Origin of the sequence: Rhodoferax sp. (assembly GCF_010365055.1) — a bacterium.
Lineage (GTDB): Bacteria > Pseudomonadota > Gammaproteobacteria > Burkholderiales > Burkholderiaceae_C > Rhodoferax.
In genome coordinates, this window is the sequence record NZ_JAAFHA010000022.1 from 25,973 (window position 1) to 44,910 (window position 18,938).

The window sequence follows — 18,938 nt, forward strand, 5'->3', positions numbered from 1 at the left end:
CCGCTGAAATTGCCTGGCATCGCAGAGAATCTGCAGATTTGAGGGTAGACTATGCCTCTGTCCGGAGGGCTAAAAGCACAAGGTATTTTGTGCATTCCGGACACAAATGAGCCGTCGTGGTGAAATTGGTAGACACGCTATCTTGAGGTGGTAGTGGCGAAAGCTTTGCGAGTTCGAGTCTCGCCGACGGCACCAAATAAACATGCTTGATGTGGATCAATGCAGCAAGCCAATACTTGGAACACAATCTCCTTTTATGAGTCTTGATCAATACCTGCCAATCTTCTTATTCATCCTGGTTGGCATCGGTGTCGGTGTTGCGCCACAAATCATTGGGTACATCCTCGGACCCAATCGCCCCGATGCTGCAAAGAACTCGCCTTACGAATGCGGTTTCGAAGCCTTCGGCGATGCCCGAATGAAATTCGATGTGCGCTACTACCTAGTTGCCATTCTGTTCATTTTGTTTGATCTCGAAATTGCCTTTCTGTTTCCTTGGGCGGTGGCGCTGAAAGATATTGGTGCGCTTGGTTTCTGGTCAGTCATGGTGTTCTTGGCCATTCTCGTCGTTGGGTTTATTTACGAGTGGAAAAAGGGAGCCCTTGACTGGGAGTGATGCGATGATTGAAGGCATATTAAAAGAAGGCTTTATCACCACCAGTTACGACTCGGTGATGAATTGGGCCAAGACCGGATCGCTTTGGCCCATGTCCTTTGGGCTGGCTTGTTGCGCTGTTGAAATGATGCATGCGGCGAATGCCCGTTACGACATCAGCCGCTTCGGGGCCGAGGTGTTTCGTGCCAGTCCACGGCAGGCAGATCTGATCATTGTTGCCGGCACACTGTGTAACAAAATGGCGCCTGCTTTTCGCAAGGTGTACGACCAAATGAGTGAGCCCCGCCGTGTGATTTCGATGGGCTCCTGTGCCAACGGTGGCGGCTACTACCACTACAGCTATTCGGTGGTGCGGGGTTGCGATCGTATCGTTCCCGTGGACGTCTATGTGCCAGGTTGCCCGCCTACAGCGGAAGCGCTTCTGTACGGCATTATTCAGCTGCAGCACAAGATTCGCCGCACGCAAACCATTGCACGCGCATAAGGGACTGGTGATGACTTCATTCGCTGTGAATCCCGAAACCATCAAAGTCAATGTTGAAGCTGCTTTGGGCGATCTGCTCATCAGCAGTGTGCTTCGACTGGATGAATTGACCATTGTTGTAGACAGTACGAATTATTTGCAGGCAGCACAGATCCTGCGGGATGACCCCAATTGCCGGTTTGAACAACTGATGGACTTGTGCGGTGTTGATTACTCTGCCTACAAGGATCAACCGCAAACCGGGCTGCGTTACTGCGTGGTGTCTCACCTTTTGTCGGTGAGTCTGAACCAGCGCGTGCGCCTGAAGGTATTTTCGCCCGATGACAGTCTGCCGGTGGTGCAGTCCTTGTGTGATTTATGGAGTTCTGCGAACTGGTTCGAGCGAGAGGCTTTTGATCTGTTTGGCATTGTCTTCGAGGGCCACACTGATTTGCGCCGAATCCTCACCGATTACGGTTTCATCGGCCATCCGTTCCGCAAGGATTTTCCAGTCTCCGGTCATGTCGAGATGCGTTATGACGCCGAGCTAAAGCGCGTCGTGTACCAGCCCGTTTCGATTGAGCCCCGAGAAATCACACCGCGCATCATCCGTGAAGACAACTACGGAGGCTTGCACTAGGCGTTTTATGGCTGAAATAAAAAACTACACCCTTAACTTCGGGCCACAGCATCCGGCGGCGCATGGCGTTTTACGCCTCGTGCTGGAGCTCGATGGCGAAGTGATTCAACGCGCTGACCCGCATATCGGATTGTTGCATCGGGCCACTGAGAAGCTCGCCGAAACCAAGACTTACATCCAGGCCTTGCCTTACATGGATCGTCTCGACTACATGTCGATGATGTGCAATGAAAGCGCGTACTGCCTGGCCATTGAAAAGATGCTGGGGCTGGAAGTTCCCACCCGCGCCAAGTACATCCGCGTGATGTTTGCCGAGATTACCCGTTTACTCAATCATTTGCTGTGTGTAGGCGCCGGTGCGCTGGACTGTGGAGCGATGACGGTCATGCTCTATGCCTTTCGCGAGCGGGAAGACCTGTTGGATATGTATGAGGCGGTTAGTGGTGCGCGCATGCATGCGGCCTACTTCCGACCGGGTGGTGTCTATCGCGATTTGCCCGACACCATGGCACGGCATCAGCCCAACAAGATTCGAAGCGCCAAGTCCACTGAAAGACTCAATCGCGCTCGTGACGGTAGCCTGCTTGATTTCATTGATGACTTTACGCAGCGCTTCCCGACTTATCTGGGTGAGTATCACACCCTGTTGACGGATAACCGCATCTGGAAGCAGCGCACCGTAGGCATTGGTGTGGTTACCCCAGAGCGCGCTCTGAATCTCGGTTTCAGCGGTCCGATGTTGCGCGGTTCCGGCATTGCCTGGGATCTGCGGAAAAAGCAACCCTATGAGGTCTATGACCAGCTTGATTTTGATATTCCGGTGGGCGTGACGGGCGACTGCTACGACCGCTATCTGGTGCGCATGGAAGAGATGAAGCAGTCCAACCGCATCATCAAGCAGTGTGTCGATTGGCTACGTGTCAATCCCGGTCCGGTCATAACCGACAACCACAAGATCGCGCCACCGAACCGTGAGTCCATGAAATCCAACATGGAAGAATTGATTCACCACTTCAAGCTATTTACTGAGGGCTTTTCTGTGCCCGAAGGTGAGGCCTACGCGACCATTGAGCATCCGAAAGGCGAATTCGGCATCTATATGGTCAGTGATGGTGCCAACAAGCCTTACCGCATGAAGATTCGTCCACCTGCCTTTGCCCATCTGGCCGCGCTCGGTGAAATGGGGAAGGGGCACATGATTGGCGATGCGGTGGCCATTATTGGTTCGTTGGATATTGTGTTTGGGGAAGTTGATCGATGATTTCCGAAGAATCAAAAGTGCGCTTCGCTCAAGAAGTTGCTAAATACCCGCAGGACCAGAAGCAGTCCGCCGTCATGGCGTGTCTGGCGATTGTTCAGCAGGAGGCCGGTTTCGTCAGTGCCGACAGCGAAGTCGAGGTGGCCGAATTTTTGGGTATGGCCCCGATGGCGGTGCATGAAGTCACAACGTTCTACAACATGTATAACCAACAGCCGGTTGGAAAATACAAGTTGAATGTCTGTACCAATTTGCCCTGTCAATTGCGCGATGGCGGAAAGGCCCTCAAGCATCTTGAACACAAGTTGGACATCAAAATGGGCGAGACCACGCCTGACGGCATGTTTACCTTGCAGCAATGTGAATGTCTTGGGGCTTGTGCTGATTCACCTGTGCTGTTGGTGAATGACCAGACCATGTGCAGTTTCATGACTGACGACAAGCTCGATCAACTGGTCGATGGGTTGCGTGCGGCGGGGGACAAGTAATGTTGGCTGACAAAATACTCGCCCAGTTTCAGGCCACCGGCGTGCAGACCTGTTTTCATGGTCGGCACATCAATCCCCAGATTTACGCAGATTTGAATGGTTCCAATTGGCATTTGAAAGACTACGAGTCGCGCGGTGGTTATCAGGCGCTGCGAAAAATGCTCGGAAAAAGCGGCGGCCCGGCCGGTGATGACTCTGCTGCTGGCATGACGCCGGATCAAGTGATTGCAACCGTCAAAGAGTCTGGCTTGCGCGGGCGTGGCGGCGCTGGATTTCCGACCGGGCTCAAGTGGAGTTTCATGCCGCGCCAGTATGCCGGTCAAAAGTACCTTGTCTGCAACTCCGACGAGGGAGAGCCAGGCACTTGCAAGGACCGTGAAATACTGCAGTTCAATCCGCATATGGTGATTGAAGGCATGATCATCGCAGCCTACGCGATGGGCATTTCCGTGGGCTACAACTACATCCATGGTGAAATTTTCAAGACATATCTACGTTTTGAAGAGGCCCTGGATGAGGCTCGTGCGGCCGGTCTTCTTGGCAACAATATCCTAGGCAGTGATTACAGCTTTCAATTGCATGCTGCGCATGGCTATGGCGCCTATATTTGCGGTGAAGAGACCTCATTGCTCGAATCGCTTGAAGGCAAAAAAGGCCAACCTCGCTACAAGCCACCATTCCCGGCCAGTTTTGGTCTTTACGGGAAACCAACCACAATTAACAACACGGAGACCTTCGCGGCGGTGCCGTGGATCATCCGCAATGGTGGGCAGGCTTATCTGGCGTGTGGCAAGCCCAACAATGGAGGTACCAAAATATTCTCCGTCAGTGGCGATGTGGAGCTTCCAGGCAATTACGAAGTACCAATGGGCACACCGTTCTCCCAATTGCTTGAGCTTGCGGGTGGCGTGCGCAAGGGGCGCCAACTCAAGGCGGTCATTCCTGGTGGATCTTCGTCGCCGGTTTTGCCTGCTAGCCTCATGTTGGACTGCACGATGGATTACGATTCCATCGCCAAGGCCGGTTCGATGCTGGGCTCTGGGGCGGTGATTGTGATGGACGACAGCCGTTGCATGGTCAAGAGTCTGCAGCGTTTGAGCTACTTCTATATGCACGAATCGTGTGGACAGTGCACGCCTTGCCGCGAGGGTACTGGTTGGCTGTCTCGAGTCGTGGACCGAATCGAAAATGGTCATGGTCGCGTCACGGACCTCGACTTGCTTGACAACGTCGCAGAAAACATCATGGGGCGCACCATTTGCGCTCTGGGAGATGCTGCAGCCATGCCCGTGCGCGCCATGATCAAACATTTCCGCCCTGAATTTGAATACCACGTAGAGCACAAGACCTGCATGGTCCCGCTGTACGTCTGAACGAGCGTCTGAGCGAGCATACCTACATGATTGAAATTGAACTCGACGGCAAGAAGGTGGATATTGCTGAAGGCAGCATGATCATGCATGCAGCCGAAAAGGCCGGCACCTTCATACCGCATTTTTGCTACCACAAGAAACTCAGCATTGCGGCCAGTTGCCGCATGTGTTTGGTGGACGTAGAAAAAATGCCGAAGCCCATGCCAGCCTGTGCGACTCAGGTTGCTCCGGGCATGATTGTTCGGACCAAGAGCGACAAGGCCATCAAGGCGCAGAAGTCGGTCATGGAATTCCTGCTGATCAACCACCCGCTGGATTGCCCCATTTGTGACCAGGGCGGTGAGTGTCAATTGCAGGATCTCGCAGTAGGCTATGGCGCTTCTTCTTCGCGTTACGAAGAAGAGAAGCGTGTAGTGGCGGTCAAAGATGTTGGCCCCCTGATTTCCATGCAGGAGATGAGTCGCTGCATTCATTGCACCCGATGTGTTCGCTTTGGGCAAGAGGTGGCCGGCGTCATGGAGTTGGGCATGTCGCATCGCGGTGAACATGCAGAGATTGAAACTTTTATTGGCCACTCGATTGACTCCGAACTTTCCGGCAACATGATTGACATTTGCCCGGTCGGAGCCCTGACGAGCAAGCCATTTCGCTACAGCGCCCGCACTTGGGAATTGTCGCGTCGCAAGTCCGTCAGCCCGCACGATTCCACTGGTGCGAATCTGATTGTGCAGGTCAAAAACAACAAAGTCATGCGCGTCGTGCCCTTTGAAAATGAAGCGGTCAACGAGTGCTGGATTGCAGACCGTGACCGTTTTTCCTATGAGGCATTGAATGGCGACGAACGTCTGACCACCCCGATGCTTAAGCAAGGTGGGGTCTGGAATTCTGTTGATTGGCAAACTGCGTTGGAATATGTTGCCAATGGGCTGAAACAGATCAAGGCAGAACATGGCGCCCAAAGCATTGGCACCTTGGTCAGCCCGCACAGTACCCTGGAAGAGTCGTTTCTGGCGAGTGCTTTGATGCGCGGCCTGGGTAGCGAGAACGTGGACTACCGCTTGCGCAACTCTGAATTCCCTACATCTGAAGGCGTGCGCTATCTGGGCACCTCCATTGCGTCCTTGTCCGATCTCCAGCGTGTGCTGGTAGTGGGGTCCAGTCTGCGCAAGGATCACCCGTTGTTCGCCCAACGGATTCGCCAAGCTGCCCGCAAGGGGTGTGCAGTGAATGCTATTGTTTCTAAAGCAGAAGACTGGGCGATGCCTGTAGCCAATACGATGCAGCGTGACGCTCGTAACTGGGTGCAGGCACTGGCCGATGTGGCCGCGGCCGTCGCTGCCGAGAAAGGCGTTGAGTCGCCCGTGTCCGGCAATGCTGACGACGCAGCCAAAGCCATCGCCCAATCCTTGCTGAGTGGCGAGCGCAAAGCGGTTTTGTTGGGTAATTCGGCCGCGCATCATGCCAGGGCTTCAAGCCTGTTGGCGCTCGCCAACTGGATTGGTACCCAAACTGGCGCTACGGTTGGCTACTTGACGGAGGCCGCAAACACGGTGGGTGTCCAAGTCGCGGGCGCCCTGCCCGGACCAAATGGTCTGAATGCTGGGCAAATGCTTCGTGGTGATCTGAAAGCGGTATTTCTGTTAAACAACGAACCCGAATTTGATTCAGCCGCAGCCACCTTGGCTCTAAGTGGTTTGTCCAAGGCAGAGATGGTGGTTACGCTGAGTCCGTTCAAAGTCAATATGGCTTTCAGTGATGTCCTATTACCGATTGCGCCGTTCACCGAAACATCAGGCACCTTTGTCAATGCCGAGGGGCGCGTTCAGAGCTTTCATGCGGTCGTTAAGCCCTTGGGCGAAGCCCGCCCGGCCTGGAAGGTATTGCGAGTATTGGCCAACTTGCTTGAGGTTCCAGATTTTGAGTTCGAGTCATCGCAAGATGTGCTCAGTCGTGTACCTGGATTGCCAGTTGAAGGCGAGGTCCTTTTGTCTCATGCAATCTTGAACAATACAACGCAAGCTGTTGCTGACCTCACGCCTGCTGCAGTAGCACCGACGTTTGTCGGAATCTATGAGCTGGATGGGATTGTGCGTCGTGCGACCAGCTTGCAACTCACGGCTGACGCCAAACCACATGATATGGTGCAGGAGGTGGCAGCATGATCGACACCATTTTCGCTTTCGGGGAAGGGCTGCTGGCAGCTCCTTGGTGGGCCGCAATTGGCTGGCCAGTGGTTTGGGCTCTGATCAAGGTGACGCTGGTCTTGATGATCGTCATGGGCGCTGTGACCTACACCACCCTGTGGGAACGCAAATTACTGGCTTGGGCCCAAATTCGCATGGGTCCAAACCGGGTGGGGCCTTGGGGTTTGTTGCAACCCATTGCGGATGCTCTGAAGTTGATGGGCAAGGAAGTGCTCAGACCTGCGGCGGCAGAAAAATTCTTGTTTTACATGGGTCCGGTCATGACCGTGATGCCAGCGATGGCGGCATGGGCCGTGATTCCATTTGGCCCGGACATCGCGTTAGCCAATATCAATGCTGGTTTGCTATTCCTGATGGCGATCACCTCAATGGAAGTGTACGGCGTGATCATCTCCGGATGGTCTTCGAATTCCAAGTACCCATTTTTGGGTGCGTTGCGCGCATCGTCCCAGATGGTGAGCTATGAGATTGCGATGGGTTTCTGCTTTGTGGTGGTGTTGATGGTATCGGCCAGTCTGAATATGACAGATATTGTCACCGGTCAAGGCAAGGGTTACTTTGCAGAGATTGGTCTTAACTTCCTGTCATGGAACTGGTTGCCGCTGTTGCCAATCTTCGTGGTCTATTTTGTTTCTGGTCTGGCAGAAACCAATCGCCTTCCTTTCGACGTGATTGAGGGCGAGTCCGAAATTGTGGCTGGACACATGGTCGAATACTCTGGTATGTCCTGGGCGATGTTCCAGATGGCAGAGTACGCCAATATATGGCTGGTTTCGGTTTTGGCCACAATCATGTTCCTCGGCGGGTGGTTGTCGCCGATCGATAGCATCTTATTCAACTGGATTCCGGGATGGATCTGGCTGGGCCTTAAGTCGTTCTTTGTGGTGACTATGTTTGTCTGGGTAAGGGTTTCGTTTCCGAGATTTCGTTATGACCAAATCATGCGCCTGGGTTGGAAGATATTTATTCCGGTAACCCTTGTTTGGCTGGTTGTTGTTGGGGGATGGATGCAAACCTCATGGAACATTTGGAAGTAATTCGAGTTGTATATGTCTACCCCTACTTCAAGTGCTATTGAAACCGCAAACGAGAGTGGATTCTCGTTGAAAGATTTCTTATCCAGTTTCATGCTGGGCGAGTTGTTCAAAGGCCTTGCGCTGACCGGCAAATATGCGTTTCGCAGCAAGATTACCCTTGAATACCCTGAAGAAAAGACACCCCTGTCGCCCAGATTTCGGGGGCTGCATGCGCTACGCCGTTACGAAAATGGTGAAGAGCGTTGCATTGCCTGCAAGCTGTGTGAAGCTATTTGTCCAGCGATGGCGATCACCATCGAATCAGAGGTTCGCGCCGATGGCTCGCGGAGAACGACGCGCTACGACATTGATTTGAATAAGTGCATCTTCTGTGGATTTTGTGAAGAGAGCTGCCCGGTCGACTCTATTGTGGAAACCTCGATCCTTGAGTACCACGGCGAATCCCGTAGCGACCTCTATTTCACGAAGGACATGCTGCTGGCGGTGGGCGACCGCTACGAACCCCAGATTGCGGCAGCCCGGGCGGCTGATGCGAAATACCGCTAGCCACCTCATGCGCAGCTCTCACCTTTTGAACACCGGAAAAAAGTAACGACACATGGACGTCAAGACGGGTTTTTTCTATTTTTTCTCGATCGTGCTGCTATTTGCCGCCTTCCGAGTTATTACTTCTCGCAATCCGGTGTACGCCGTTTTGTACCTTGTACTGGCATTTTTTCAGGCGGCGGCAATTTGGCTGTTGCTCAAGGCTGAATTTTTGGCGATTGCGCTGGTTTTGGTGTATGTCGGGGCCGTGATGGTGCTGTTCCTTTTTGTGGTGATGATGCTGGACATCAAAGTGGATGGTTTGCGCGAAGGCTTTTGGAAACATTTCCCGTTAGCAGCCATGGTCGGCGTCGTTATTGCGCTTGAGATGGCTGCGGTATTAATGGGTGGATTTCGCGTCATGGATGAGCCGCAAGGCGCCGTCGCAATCGGTCAGGCAGGTGTTGAGTTATCCAATACCCGTGAACTTGGCAAGATTCTTTACAGCCAATATGTCTACCCACTCGAAATTGCTGGAGCGATTCTCCTGGTGGCGATGATTGCAGCTATTGCGTTGACCTTGCGCCAGCGCAAGGACAGCAAGCAGATGAGCCCATCCGTCCAAGTGCGGGTGAAAGCCAAAGATCGGATGGTCGTGCTCAAGATGGACGCCACCAAGGTGGCGCTGATGGACGACGCGGCAAGTATGAATGCGGAGAAAAAGGAATGACTCTAACCCTTGGACATTTTCTGTCGCTCGGCGCCATGTTGTTTGCGCTGTCAGTGATTGGTATTTTTCTTAATCGGAAAAATTTAATTGTTCTGTTGATGGCGATCGAACTGATGCTGCTGGCGGTCAATACCAATTTCGTGGCTTTCTCCTACTATTTGGGAGACATGCATGGGCAAATATTTGTGTTTTTTATCCTGACTGTTGCTGCTGCTGAGTCAGCAATCGGTCTAGCCATTTTGGTGCTGTTGTTCCGCAACAAGTCAAGCATCAATGTGGATGAACTTAATACGCTCAAGGGTTAATAAGATGAGTCAAACCCTTTCCGCTTCAACGCTTCTGGCGGTGCCACTGGCGCCGTTGGTCGGTGCCGTTCTGGCCGGTGTTCTTGGTACCAAGTTCGGCGGCAACTGGATCGGTCGTCGCATGTCGCATTCGCTGACCATTCTGGGCGTGTTACTGGCATTTGTTCTCTCTGCGCTGACGCTCAAGAGCGTGGCAATTGACGGCGCCCGCTTCAATGAGACTATCTATACCTGGATGGTGGTGGGCGGACTCAAAATGGAGATCGGCTTCCTCGTTGATGGCCTGACCGCCATGATGATGTGCGTGGTGACATTTGTGTCCTTGATGGTCCACATCTATACCATCGGCTATATGGAAGAGGACGAAGGCTATAACCGTTTCTTTGCCTATATCTCGCTGTTCACCTTTTCCATGCTGATGCTGGTCATGAGCAACAACATGCTGCAGCTTTTCTTTGGCTGGGAGGCAGTCGGCTTGATGTCTTATTTGTTGATCGGGTTTTGGTTCAACAAACCGACTGCCATATTTGCGAACATGAAGGCGTTTCTGGTCAATCGAGTCGGTGACTTTGGCTTCATCCTTGGAATTGGATTGATTGTTGCTTTCGCAGGAACACTGAACTACACAGAAGCATTCGCCCGCGCGGATGACTTGGCAAAACTGAATTTCCCAGGCACAAACTGGATGCTCATTACAGTCATCTGTATTTGCCTGTTTATTGGCGCCATGGGTAAATCGGCCCAGTTTCCGTTGCACGTTTGGTTGCCAGATTCCATGGAAGGTCCCACTCCAATCTCGGCGTTGATCCACGCGGCGACGATGGTGACAGCTGGCATTTTCATGGTGGCGCGTATGTCACCCCTGTTTGAACTCAGCGACACGGCGCTCAACTTCGTCATGGTGATCGGTTCCATCACGGCCTTGTTCATGGGGTTTTTGGGTGTCATCCAGAACGACATCAAACGTGTGGTGGCGTATTCAACGCTGTCTCAGCTTGGCTACATGACGGTGGCGCTTGGGGCGTCTGCCTATTCCGCGGCGGTCTTTCACTTGATGACGCACGCGTTCTTCAAGGCACTGTTGTTCTTGGCTGCGGGTTCGGTGATCATGGGCATGCACCATAACCAGGACATCCGTTGGATGGGTGGGGTACGCAAGTACATGCCAGTAACCTGGATTACTACGCTACTGGGATCGCTGGCCCTCATTGGCACGCCCTTCTTTGCAGGTTTTTATTCCAAGGACAGCATTATTGAAGCGGTGCTGGAGAGTCATCTCCCCGGTGCGGGCTTCGCCTCGTTTGCGGTGTTGGCCAGTGTCTTTGTGACAGCATTTTATTCCTTCCGATTGTATTTCTTGGTGTTCCACGGCAAGGAGCGTTTCGATCAGAACCCAGAGGCTCACCATCATGGTCACCACAACGAACATCACGATCCGCATGAGTCACCGTGGGTGGTGACGGTGCCACTGATCCTGCTGGCGATCCCCTCGGTGGTGATTGGCTTCATGACCATTCAGCCCATGTTGTTTGGTGATTTTTTCAAGGATGCCATCTTTATTGATGCGGAGAAGCACGCTGCCATGGAGGAGCTGGCCAAAGCGTTCCACGGACCCGTGCAAATGGCTTTGCATGCGCTCAGGACCATGCCATTCTGGCTTGCCCTGGCAGGGGTGGCCAGCGCCTACTACATGTACCTGGTCAATCCTGCATTGCCCGCGGCCATCAAACGCCGCTTCCAGCCAATATACACGCTGCTTGAAAATAAATATTACTTGGACTGGTTCAATGAAAATATTTTGGCTCGTGCTATGCGGGCTCTGGGCACCGGCTTGTGGAAGGGTGGCGATGAAGCCCTGATTGACGGTGCGATTGTCAATGGCTCTTGGAAAGGGGTCGCTTGGGTATCCGGCGTGATTCGGAGGGTGCAGACAGGTTATCTGTATCACTATGCGCTGGTCATGATCTTGGGTGTTTTTGTGCTGATGACGTATTTCGTCTGGCTCAAGTAGGAGAATAAGAAAAATGGGATTGTTGAGCCTGGCTATTTGGACACCAATTGTTTTTGGTGTCGTGCTGCTGGCACTTGGTCGAGATGATCAGGCGCGCACCGTGCGCTGGATCGCACTGATCGGCGCCATTGTCAGTTTTCTTGTCACCTTGCCCTTGTATGGCGGTTTCAAACTTGGCACGGCTGCCATGCAGTTCGTTGAGAAGGCGCCTTGGATCGAGCGCTTCAATGTCAACTATCACCTGGGTGTTGACGGGATTTCAATCTGGTTTGTATTGCTGACGGCATTTATCAATGTTGTGGTCATCATTGCCAGTTGGGAATCAATTACCCGGCGCGTCAACCAATACATGGGCGCCTTCCTCATTTTGAGCGGCTTGATGATTGGTGTGTTTTGTGCGCTCGATGGCATGCTTTTTTATGTGTTCTTTGAAGCAACGCTGGTCCCGATGTATTTAATCATTGGCATCTGGGGCGGACCGAACAAGATTTACGCAGCGTTCAAGTTCTTCTTGTATACCTTGCTTGGCTCACTGCTGATGCTGATTGCCTTGATCTTCCTGTACACCAAGTCAGGTGGCAGTTTTGATTTGGCGACGTGGCACCAACTGCCGCTGAGTGGCACGGCGCAGACCATGTTGTTCTTTGCGTTTCTTTCTGCATTCGCTGTCAAAGTGCCGATGTGGCCGGTCCACACGTGGTTGCCGGATGTGCACGTGGAGGCGCCAACCGGCGGGTCGGCGGTGCTGGCGGCGATCATGCTCAAGCTCGGTGCCTACGGCTTTTTGCGATTTTCATTGCCGATTGCGCCGGATGCCGCGCGGGAATGGGCCTGGTTGATGATCGCTTTGTCGTTGATCGCTGTCGTTTATGTCGGTCTGGTGGCGTTAGTGCAAAAGGATATGAAGAAGCTGGTGGCCTATTCTTCTGTTGCACATATGGGGTTTGTGACCCTGGGCTTTTTCATCTTCAATGACCTGGGCGTGTCAGGCGGCGTGGTGCAGATGATTGCGCACGGTTTTGTGTCGGCTGCCATGTTTCTGTCGATCGGTGTGCTGTATGACCGGGTTCATTCGCGTGAGATCGCCAGTTACGGTGGCGTGGTCAATAAGATGCCCAAGTTCACGGCCTTTGCTCTGCTGTTTGCAATGGCGAATTGCGGTTTGCCTGGCACGGCCGGTTTTGTTGGCGAGTGGATGGTGATCCTGGGCGCCGTGAAGGCCAACTTCTGGTTAGGCTTTGGCGCTGCCAGTGCGCTCATTTTTGGCGCAGCGTACACCCTGTGGATGTTCAAGCGCGTTTACCTCGGCCCGGTCACCAATGATCACGTCAAGGCCTTGAAAGACATTAACAGTCGCGAATTCTTGATGCTGACCCTGCTGGCAATCGCGGTCCTGTATATGGGTGTCTATCCGAAACCATTTACCGATGTGATGGATGCATCGGTGATGGAGTTGCTCAAGCACGTAGCGCTGTCCAAGCTGATTTGATCAGTCTGAATCGACCAAATTGAATTAAGAGATAGAACATGATCGACAAACTCAGTTGGATTTCGGTTTATCCCGAAATCATCCTGCTCATCATGGCTTGCGTCATCGCGCTGGCCGATCTTGGCGTGAAAAGTCCACGGCGCACGCAGACCTACGTGCTGTCCCTGCTGACACTGGCCATCGTTGCTGCGTTGCAGGCGAGTTATGCCGTTGGCGGTGTGACCGTTTATGGCTTTAATAACATGGTCGTTAGCGACCCGATGGGCAACTGGCTCAAATGCTTTGCCTCCATTGCCATGATGGTGACCTTGGTTTATGGCCGACCCTATGCGGGCGATCGTGACATGTTACGCGGCGGTGAGATGTTCTCCTTGAGTATGTTTAGTCTGCTGGGCATGTTTGTCATGATCTCCGGCAATAACTTTCTTGTCATCTACTTGGGGCTTGAGTTGCTGACGTTGTCGAGCTACGCGCTGGTAGCCTTGCGGCGTGACAATGGCACTGCTACTGAAGCAGCCATGAAGTATTTCGTGTTGGGCGCGCTGGCGTCGGGCTTTCTGCTTTATGGGCTGTCAATGATGTACGGCGCCACTGGGTCGCTCGATGTGAATGCGGTGTTCAAGGCGATCAATTCAGGCCAAATCAAGCATCAGGTTTTGGTGTTCGGCTTGGTGTTTGTGGTGTCCGGTCTGGCTTTCAAGCTTGGTGTGGTTCCCTTTCATATGTGGATCCCTGACGTTTACCAGGGCGCACCTACTGCCGTGACCCTGCTGATAGGCGGCGCTCCCAAGCTGGCGGCGTTTGCCATCTGCATTCGGTTATTGGTTGAGGGTATGTTGCCCTTGGCGATTGATTGGCAACAGATGTTGATGGTTTTGTCAGTTGGTTCGCTGCTGATTGGTAATCTGGCGGCCATTGCACAGACCAATCTCAAGCGCATGCTGGCGTACTCAACCATTTCTCACATGGGTTTTGTTTTGCTGGGTTTGATGTCGGGTGTGGTGAATGGTGATATTCACTATGCCGCCAATGCGTATAGCTCGTCCATGTTCTATGTCATCACTTATGTGCTGACAACGCTGGCAAGTTTTGGGGTCATCCTGTTGCTTGCTCGTGACGGTTTCGAGAGTGAAGAGATCGCTGATCTGGCCGGACTGAACGAGCGCAGCCCGCTTTATGCTGGCGTGATGGCTGTTTGTCTTTTGTCGTTGGCTGGCATCCCGCCCATGGTTGGGTTTTACGCCAAACTTTCGGTGTTACAGGCCTTGGTGGCTTCCGGTGGCGCCTTTAACATCGGTCTTGCCGTGTTCGCCGTCATGATGTCATTGATTGGTGCCTTCTATTACTTGCGTGTGATCAAAGTGATGTACTTCGACAAGCCAACGTCGACCAACATCGTATCGGCTCCGCTGGACGTTCGCGCTGTGTTGACCCTGAATGGCGCACTGTTGCTGTTGCTGGGTCTTCTGCCCGGTGGCCTTATGACTTTGTGCGCCAACGCGGTCGTCCAAATGCTGGGCACCTGATAAAGGGCTTGGCGTCAGATCTGCCTGCTGGAATTGAGCAGATCGAGTCTCGCCACTCGCAAACTGTGCGCAGTGCTGGCGTATATTGCCTCTTGATTGGCGCGATCAAGTCTTGCGACCTGTCATGGATCATCGCCATTTAGTCGAAGAGAAACTCAGCAGTGAAGAGCTGGTCAAAGGCCATTTTCTTCACGCGTTTCGCGATACTGTCAAACTTCCCGATGGGGGGACAGCCACTCGCGAATATATTGTGCATCCTGGCGCCGTCATGATCGTTCCTCTTCTTGAAGATGCAGGGGGTGGAATCAGAGTCGTGCTTGAGCGCCAGTTTCGCTACCCGGTAGGCCAGGTGATGGTCGAGTTTCCCGCGGGCAAGCTCGATTCAGGTGAAGACCTTCAACTTTGCGCCCAGCGCGAGCTTCTGGAAGAAACCGGCTTTACGGCGTCCGAGTGGGCGAGGGCGGGTGTACTGCACCCGGTCGTTTCTTACTCAACGGAATTCATCGATATCTGGTTTGCGCGCGGTTTGACGTCTGGCGAGCGACAACTCGATCAAGGTGAGTTTCTGGATGTGTTTACAGCCAGCCCGACAGAGTTGCTGCAATGGTGCCGGGATGGCACGATCACGGACGGCAAAACCCTGACGGCGGCCTTGTGGTTGCAGAACGTTCTGTCTGGTGCCTGGGTTTTAAACTGGCATCCAGCGGCGGTGCCGGTTCGCGCTGGATAATGGCGCCATGAGAGTTTTGAACCTTCAGTGTCGTAACCAGCATGTTTTCGAAGGCTGGTTCGCATCCGAAGATGACTTCCTGGATCAGCGCGAGCGGGCCCTGGTTGAGTGCCCCGTCTGTGGCGACGGATCGATCAGCAAGCGGCTGAGCGCACCGCGCCTCAACTTGGGCAGTGGTCGCGGCGAGCCATTACCAGCGGTGGACGCCGCCCGGCCGGATGGCGCAGAGCAAGAAATGCAACTTGCCTGGATGGCGCTCGCCCGCCGCATTGTGGCCAACACCGATGACGTCGGCGACAGTTTTGCCGAGGAAGCACGCAAGATATATTACGGCGAGGCCAAGGAGCGCGGCATTCGCGGCCAGGCCACTCGCGCCGAAACCGAGTCACTCATTGAGGAAGGCATTGCTGTGATGCCCTTGTCGCTGCCGGTCGCCCTCAAGGGTCAGTTGCAGTAGCGTTGGCTTGTTGCATCGTTGGCGGGCCGGGGTGATGCGACTCTTGCATAACGCCATGAGCCAGTGACCAAAGATGACTCAACTCAGGCCTGCAGGCCTAGAATTTGGATCACCAAAGTTCAACCGGAGATACCATGATCCATCCTGCGCTTACCGAGCTGCTGACCTATACCCAGGAGCATGCTGGGCCTGCTGCCGACCGGCTCGCTGATTTCGTATTGGCTTATTTCGAGAGCGCTGACCCGGATGAGATACAGGCCCGTGGGCCGGCGACTTTGTTTGCTATTGCCAACGCGCACTGGCGCTTGGCGGACAGTCCGTGCGCACCGCAAGGTGCCAGGATTCGCGTATTCAATCCGACCCTGGCGGAAGATGGCTATGTGAGCGAGCACACCGCCATTCAGATTGTTCACGACGACATGCCTTTTTTGGTCGATTCTGTCACCATGGCCGTCAACCGCAGCGGCCGTACCGCGCACTGGATTGTGCATCCGCTGCTCAGTGTGCAACGCGATCAACAAGGCCACTTGATCAAGACCGCCAACGCAGCGCACAACGGCGAGCCTGCCAGCCCGATGGCGTCGTTCATTCTGGTGGAATGCGACCGCATTGTGAGTGAGGCCGATCGTGCCGCAATGGCGAGCGAGTTGGCGCGCATCCTCGGTGATGTGCGTGCTGCTGTGCAGGACTGGCGACCGATGCTCAGTCGGCTGCAAGCCTTGGCCGATGCCTCGGCACAGTCGCCGCTGTCATCTGTCAATCAGCAAGAAGGCGTTGAGTTCTTGCGCTGGCTCGAAGCCAAACACTTCACCTTTCTGGGGGCACGTGACTACAGGGTGGTGCGTGATGTCGATGCCGTGACTCTGGTTGCCATTCCCGAATCTGGCCTGGGCGTGCTGCGTGGAGAGGTTCACACGCCGGTCAGTGAACTTCCAGCCGATGCCGTGGCTTTTCTCGACTCCGACCAACTGGTACTCATTACCAAGGCCATGACGCGCGCCACCGTGCATCGCCCCGCCTGGCTGGACTACATCGGCGTCAAGCGCTTTGATGCTGCGGGTCAGGTGGTGGGCGAGGCGCGGTTTCTGGGTTTGTATACCTCCACTGCCTACTCGGCGCCTGTCAGCGACATTCCGCAAGTGCGCCGTCGCGCCGCCGAGGTGACTGCCGCCGCGGGCGTGGTGCCCGACAGCCATGCCGCCAAGTCGCTGCAGTCGATTCTGGATGCCTACCCGCGCGATGAGTTGTTCCAGACCGATGCCGCCACGCTCGCTGAGCATGCGATTGGCATTTTGCGGTTGCAGGAGCGCCAGCGCACGCGCGTGTTCCTGCGCAATGACCCGTTTGGGCGCTTTACCTCGGTGCAAGTATTTGTGCCACGTGACCGCTATAACACCGAGTTGCGCGTCAAGATTGGTCAGGAGTTGACCAGCGCCCTGGACGGACAGTCGATTGAGTTCACGCCGATGCTCACCGACAGCCCGATGGCGCGCATCCACTACCTGGTGCGGGCCAAGGAGCAGGTGCCCAAAGATCTTGACCTGCGTACCCTTGAATCGCGCATTGCCCGGCTGGCGCAGCGCTGGGAAGATGATTGCACGCAAGAGCTGCTGCATACCCATGGCGAGGGCGCAGGCTTGACGCTGGCGCATCGCTTTGCCAATGCCTTCCCCACCGCTTACCGTGAAGATTTTTCGACCCAGGCTGGGGCTGAAGATGGGCAGGCGCTGGCCGCCTTGACGACCAGTTCGCCGCTGGCCGTCAAGTTGTACCGTCCGCTGGACGCTGCAGCAGGCCTGCTGCGTTTCAAGATTTACACCATCTCCAAAGTCGCTTTGTCTGATTCCCTACCGGTGCTGGAACGCATGGGCGCGCGCGTGTTGGACGAACAGCCCTACCGTGTCAGCAGCGGCCATGGCCACGGGGGGGAGAGTGAAGTGTTCTGGATTCATGATTTGGGGCTTCAGTTGCCGACCGGCACCGAGCTTTCCGTCATCAAATCCCGCTTTGAGGAGCTGTTTGTTCAAGCCTGGAAGGGCGAGGTGGAAAGTGACGACCTGAACAAGCTCGTTCTCAACACCAGTCTGGACGCCCGCGCCATTGCTGTGCTGCGCGCCTACACGCGCTACTTCAAGCAGTTGGGGTTTGCTTTCAGTCAGAGCTACATCGAAGCGACCTTGTACAAGAATGCCCTGATCTCGCAGGAAATCAGCGCGTTGTTTGAGGTCCGTTTTGACCCGTCGCGCGAGGCGGATCGCAGCGATGTGCAGCAGCGAATTGGCCAACGCATTGAAGCTCTCCTGAGCGGCGTCGCGAGCCTGGATGAAGACCGAATTCTGCGTCAGTTCTATGCCAGCGTGATGGCCACCCTGCGCACCAACGCGTGGCAAACCACGCAAGCCGGTGTCGGCAAGCCCTACCTGAGCTTCAAGCTCAATCCGCGGGAGTTGCCGGGTGTGCCCGAGCCCAAGCCCTTGTTCGAAATCTGGGTCTGTTCGCCGCGCGTGGAGGCCCTGCACTTACGCCTTGGCAAAGTCGCCCGCGGCGGCCTTCGCTGGTCAGACCGGCCGGAAGACTTCCGCACCGAGATATTGGGTTTGGTCAAAGCCCAGCACGTGAAAAACACCGTCATCGTGCCGGTGGGCTCCAAGGGCGGTTTTGTTCTGAAGAAGGCGCCACCTGCCAGTGACCGTGATGCTTACAGGGCCGAGGGTATCGCCTGCTACAAACTTCTGCTATCGGGCATGCTGGACGTGACCGACAACCTGGTGCAAGGCCAGGTGGTGCCACCGACCAAGGTGGTTCGTCATGACCCGGATGACCCGTATCTGGTGGTGGCGGCCGACAAAGGCACTGCCTCGTTTTCGGACATTGCCAACAGCGTGTCGGCCGAGTATGGCTACTGGCTGGGCGACGCCTTTGCGTCGGGTGGCTCGGTCGGGTACGACCACAAAAAAATGGGCATCACGGCGCGCGGCGCCTGGGAGTCTGTCAAGCGGCATTTCCGCGCCTTGTCGGTCAACACGCAAACCACACCGTTCACCGTCGTCGGTATTGGCGACATGTCGGGCGACGTTTTTGGCAAC

General features: G+C 54.6%; 17 protein-coding genes and 1 tRNA gene. All 18 read left to right on the plus strand.

What is annotated here, in order from left to right; genetic code table 11:
• The first annotated feature begins 110 nt into the window (after positions 1–110).
• Positions 111–195: transfer RNA gene (locus GZ093_RS07505), tRNA-Leu, on the plus strand.
• A gap of 61 nt (positions 196–256) precedes the next feature.
• Entirely contained in the window at positions 257–616 is a 360-nt protein-coding gene (locus tag GZ093_RS07510) for an NADH-quinone oxidoreductase subunit A (RefSeq protein ID WP_296484270.1), read from the plus strand.
• A gap of 4 nt (positions 617–620) precedes the next feature.
• Positions 621–1,100, plus strand: coding sequence for an NADH-quinone oxidoreductase subunit B (locus tag GZ093_RS07515; protein ID WP_296484272.1), 480 nt, complete (start codon positions 621–623; stop codon positions 1,098–1,100).
• 10 nt (positions 1,101–1,110) lie between these two features.
• Entirely contained in the window at positions 1,111–1,719 is a 609-nt protein-coding gene (locus GZ093_RS07520; protein WP_296484274.1) for an NADH-quinone oxidoreductase subunit C, read from the plus strand.
• A 7-nt stretch (positions 1,720–1,726) separates the two neighbouring features.
• Entirely contained in the window at positions 1,727–2,980 is a 1,254-nt protein-coding gene (locus GZ093_RS07525) for an NADH-quinone oxidoreductase subunit D (RefSeq protein WP_296484316.1), read from the plus strand.
• Positions 2,977–3,465, plus strand: coding sequence for an NADH-quinone oxidoreductase subunit NuoE (gene nuoE / locus GZ093_RS07530; protein ID WP_296484276.1), 489 nt, complete (start codon positions 2,977–2,979; stop codon positions 3,463–3,465). Before GZ093_RS07525 ends, nuoE begins: the two co-directional genes overlap by 4 nt.
• A complete protein-coding gene (gene nuoF / locus GZ093_RS07535; RefSeq protein WP_296484277.1) occupies positions 3,465–4,838 on the plus strand; it encodes an NADH-quinone oxidoreductase subunit NuoF in 1,374 nt (457 codons plus the stop codon). Before nuoE ends, nuoF begins: the two co-directional genes overlap by 1 nt.
• A gap of 26 nt (positions 4,839–4,864) precedes the next feature.
• Positions 4,865–7,000: an NADH-quinone oxidoreductase subunit NuoG gene (gene nuoG / locus GZ093_RS07540; RefSeq protein ID WP_296484280.1), complete on the plus strand. Its 2,136-nt coding sequence runs from the start codon at positions 4,865–4,867 to the stop codon at positions 6,998–7,000.
• Positions 6,997–8,079: an NADH-quinone oxidoreductase subunit NuoH gene (gene nuoH, locus GZ093_RS07545; protein WP_296484283.1), complete on the plus strand. Its 1,083-nt coding sequence runs from the start codon at positions 6,997–6,999 to the stop codon at positions 8,077–8,079. The genes nuoG and nuoH overlap by 4 nt, the downstream gene beginning before the upstream one ends.
• 12 nt (positions 8,080–8,091) lie before the next feature.
• A complete protein-coding gene (gene nuoI / locus GZ093_RS07550) occupies positions 8,092–8,625 on the plus strand; it encodes an NADH-quinone oxidoreductase subunit NuoI (RefSeq protein WP_296484286.1) in 534 nt (177 codons plus the stop codon).
• Between the two features lie 52 nt (positions 8,626–8,677).
• Positions 8,678–9,334 (plus strand): NADH-quinone oxidoreductase subunit J, encoded by a 657-nt coding sequence (locus tag GZ093_RS07555; protein ID WP_296484289.1) that lies wholly within the window; start codon positions 8,678–8,680, stop codon positions 9,332–9,334.
• The gene (gene nuoK / locus GZ093_RS07560) at positions 9,331–9,639 is read left to right on the plus strand and encodes an NADH-quinone oxidoreductase subunit NuoK (RefSeq protein ID WP_011463804.1); all 309 of its coding nucleotides are present in this window, start codon (positions 9,331–9,333) and stop codon (positions 9,637–9,639) included. Before GZ093_RS07555 ends, nuoK begins: the two co-directional genes overlap by 4 nt.
• 4 nt (positions 9,640–9,643) lie before the next feature.
• Positions 9,644–11,650, plus strand: coding sequence for an NADH-quinone oxidoreductase subunit L (nuoL, locus tag GZ093_RS07565; protein ID WP_296484296.1), 2,007 nt, complete (start codon positions 9,644–9,646; stop codon positions 11,648–11,650).
• Positions 11,651–11,663: 13 nt separating this feature from the next.
• Positions 11,664–13,139, plus strand: coding sequence for an NADH-quinone oxidoreductase subunit M (locus tag GZ093_RS07570; protein WP_296484299.1), 1,476 nt, complete (start codon positions 11,664–11,666; stop codon positions 13,137–13,139).
• 38 nt (positions 13,140–13,177) lie between these two features.
• The gene (gene nuoN, locus GZ093_RS07575) at positions 13,178–14,665 is read left to right on the plus strand and encodes an NADH-quinone oxidoreductase subunit NuoN (protein ID WP_296484303.1); all 1,488 of its coding nucleotides are present in this window, start codon (positions 13,178–13,180) and stop codon (positions 14,663–14,665) included.
• Positions 14,666–14,789: 124 nt separating this feature from the next.
• The gene (locus GZ093_RS07580; protein WP_296484305.1) at positions 14,790–15,395 is read left to right on the plus strand and encodes an NUDIX hydrolase; all 606 of its coding nucleotides are present in this window, start codon (positions 14,790–14,792) and stop codon (positions 15,393–15,395) included.
• Between the two features lie 7 nt (positions 15,396–15,402).
• Complete coding sequence (locus tag GZ093_RS07585) at positions 15,403–15,852, plus strand: DUF1178 family protein (RefSeq protein WP_296484308.1); 450 nt, start codon at positions 15,403–15,405, stop codon at positions 15,850–15,852.
• A gap of 134 nt (positions 15,853–15,986) precedes the next feature.
• Positions 15,987–18,938: NAD-glutamate dehydrogenase domain-containing protein (locus tag GZ093_RS07590; RefSeq protein ID WP_296484310.1), on the plus strand; the 2,952-nt coding region annotated here is incomplete at its 3' end.

Bases quoted from the DNA above. Each gene is read 5' to 3' on its own strand.
- GZ093_RS07580 (WP_296484305.1), top strand. From the start codon at position 14,790: ATGGATCATCGCCATTTAGTCGAAGAGAAACTCAGCAGTGAAGAGCTG.
- GZ093_RS07520 (WP_296484274.1), top strand. From the start codon at position 1,111: ATGACTTCATTCGCTGTGAATCCCGAAACCATCAAAGTCAATGTTGAA.
- nuoF (WP_296484277.1), top strand. From the start codon at position 3,465: ATGTTGGCTGACAAAATACTCGCCCAGTTTCAGGCCACCGGCGTGCAG.
- nuoK (WP_011463804.1), top strand. From the start codon at position 9,331: ATGACTCTAACCCTTGGACATTTTCTGTCGCTCGGCGCCATGTTGTTT.
- nuoN (WP_296484303.1), top strand. From the start codon at position 13,178: ATGATCGACAAACTCAGTTGGATTTCGGTTTATCCCGAAATCATCCTG.
- nuoH (WP_296484283.1), top strand. From the start codon at position 6,997: ATGATCGACACCATTTTCGCTTTCGGGGAAGGGCTGCTGGCAGCTCCT.
- GZ093_RS07515 (WP_296484272.1), top strand. From the start codon at position 621: ATGATTGAAGGCATATTAAAAGAAGGCTTTATCACCACCAGTTACGAC.
- nuoL (WP_296484296.1), top strand. From the start codon at position 9,644: ATGAGTCAAACCCTTTCCGCTTCAACGCTTCTGGCGGTGCCACTGGCG.
- nuoE (WP_296484276.1), top strand. From the start codon at position 2,977: ATGATTTCCGAAGAATCAAAAGTGCGCTTCGCTCAAGAAGTTGCTAAA.
- GZ093_RS07570 (WP_296484299.1), top strand. From the start codon at position 11,664: ATGGGATTGTTGAGCCTGGCTATTTGGACACCAATTGTTTTTGGTGTC.
- GZ093_RS07585 (WP_296484308.1), top strand. From the start codon at position 15,403: ATGAGAGTTTTGAACCTTCAGTGTCGTAACCAGCATGTTTTCGAAGGC.
- GZ093_RS07510 (WP_296484270.1), top strand. From the start codon at position 257: ATGAGTCTTGATCAATACCTGCCAATCTTCTTATTCATCCTGGTTGGC.
- nuoI (WP_296484286.1), top strand. From the start codon at position 8,092: ATGTCTACCCCTACTTCAAGTGCTATTGAAACCGCAAACGAGAGTGGA.
- GZ093_RS07555 (WP_296484289.1), top strand. From the start codon at position 8,678: ATGGACGTCAAGACGGGTTTTTTCTATTTTTTCTCGATCGTGCTGCTA.
- GZ093_RS07525 (WP_296484316.1), top strand. From the start codon at position 1,727: ATGGCTGAAATAAAAAACTACACCCTTAACTTCGGGCCACAGCATCCG.
- nuoG (WP_296484280.1), top strand. From the start codon at position 4,865: ATGATTGAAATTGAACTCGACGGCAAGAAGGTGGATATTGCTGAAGGC.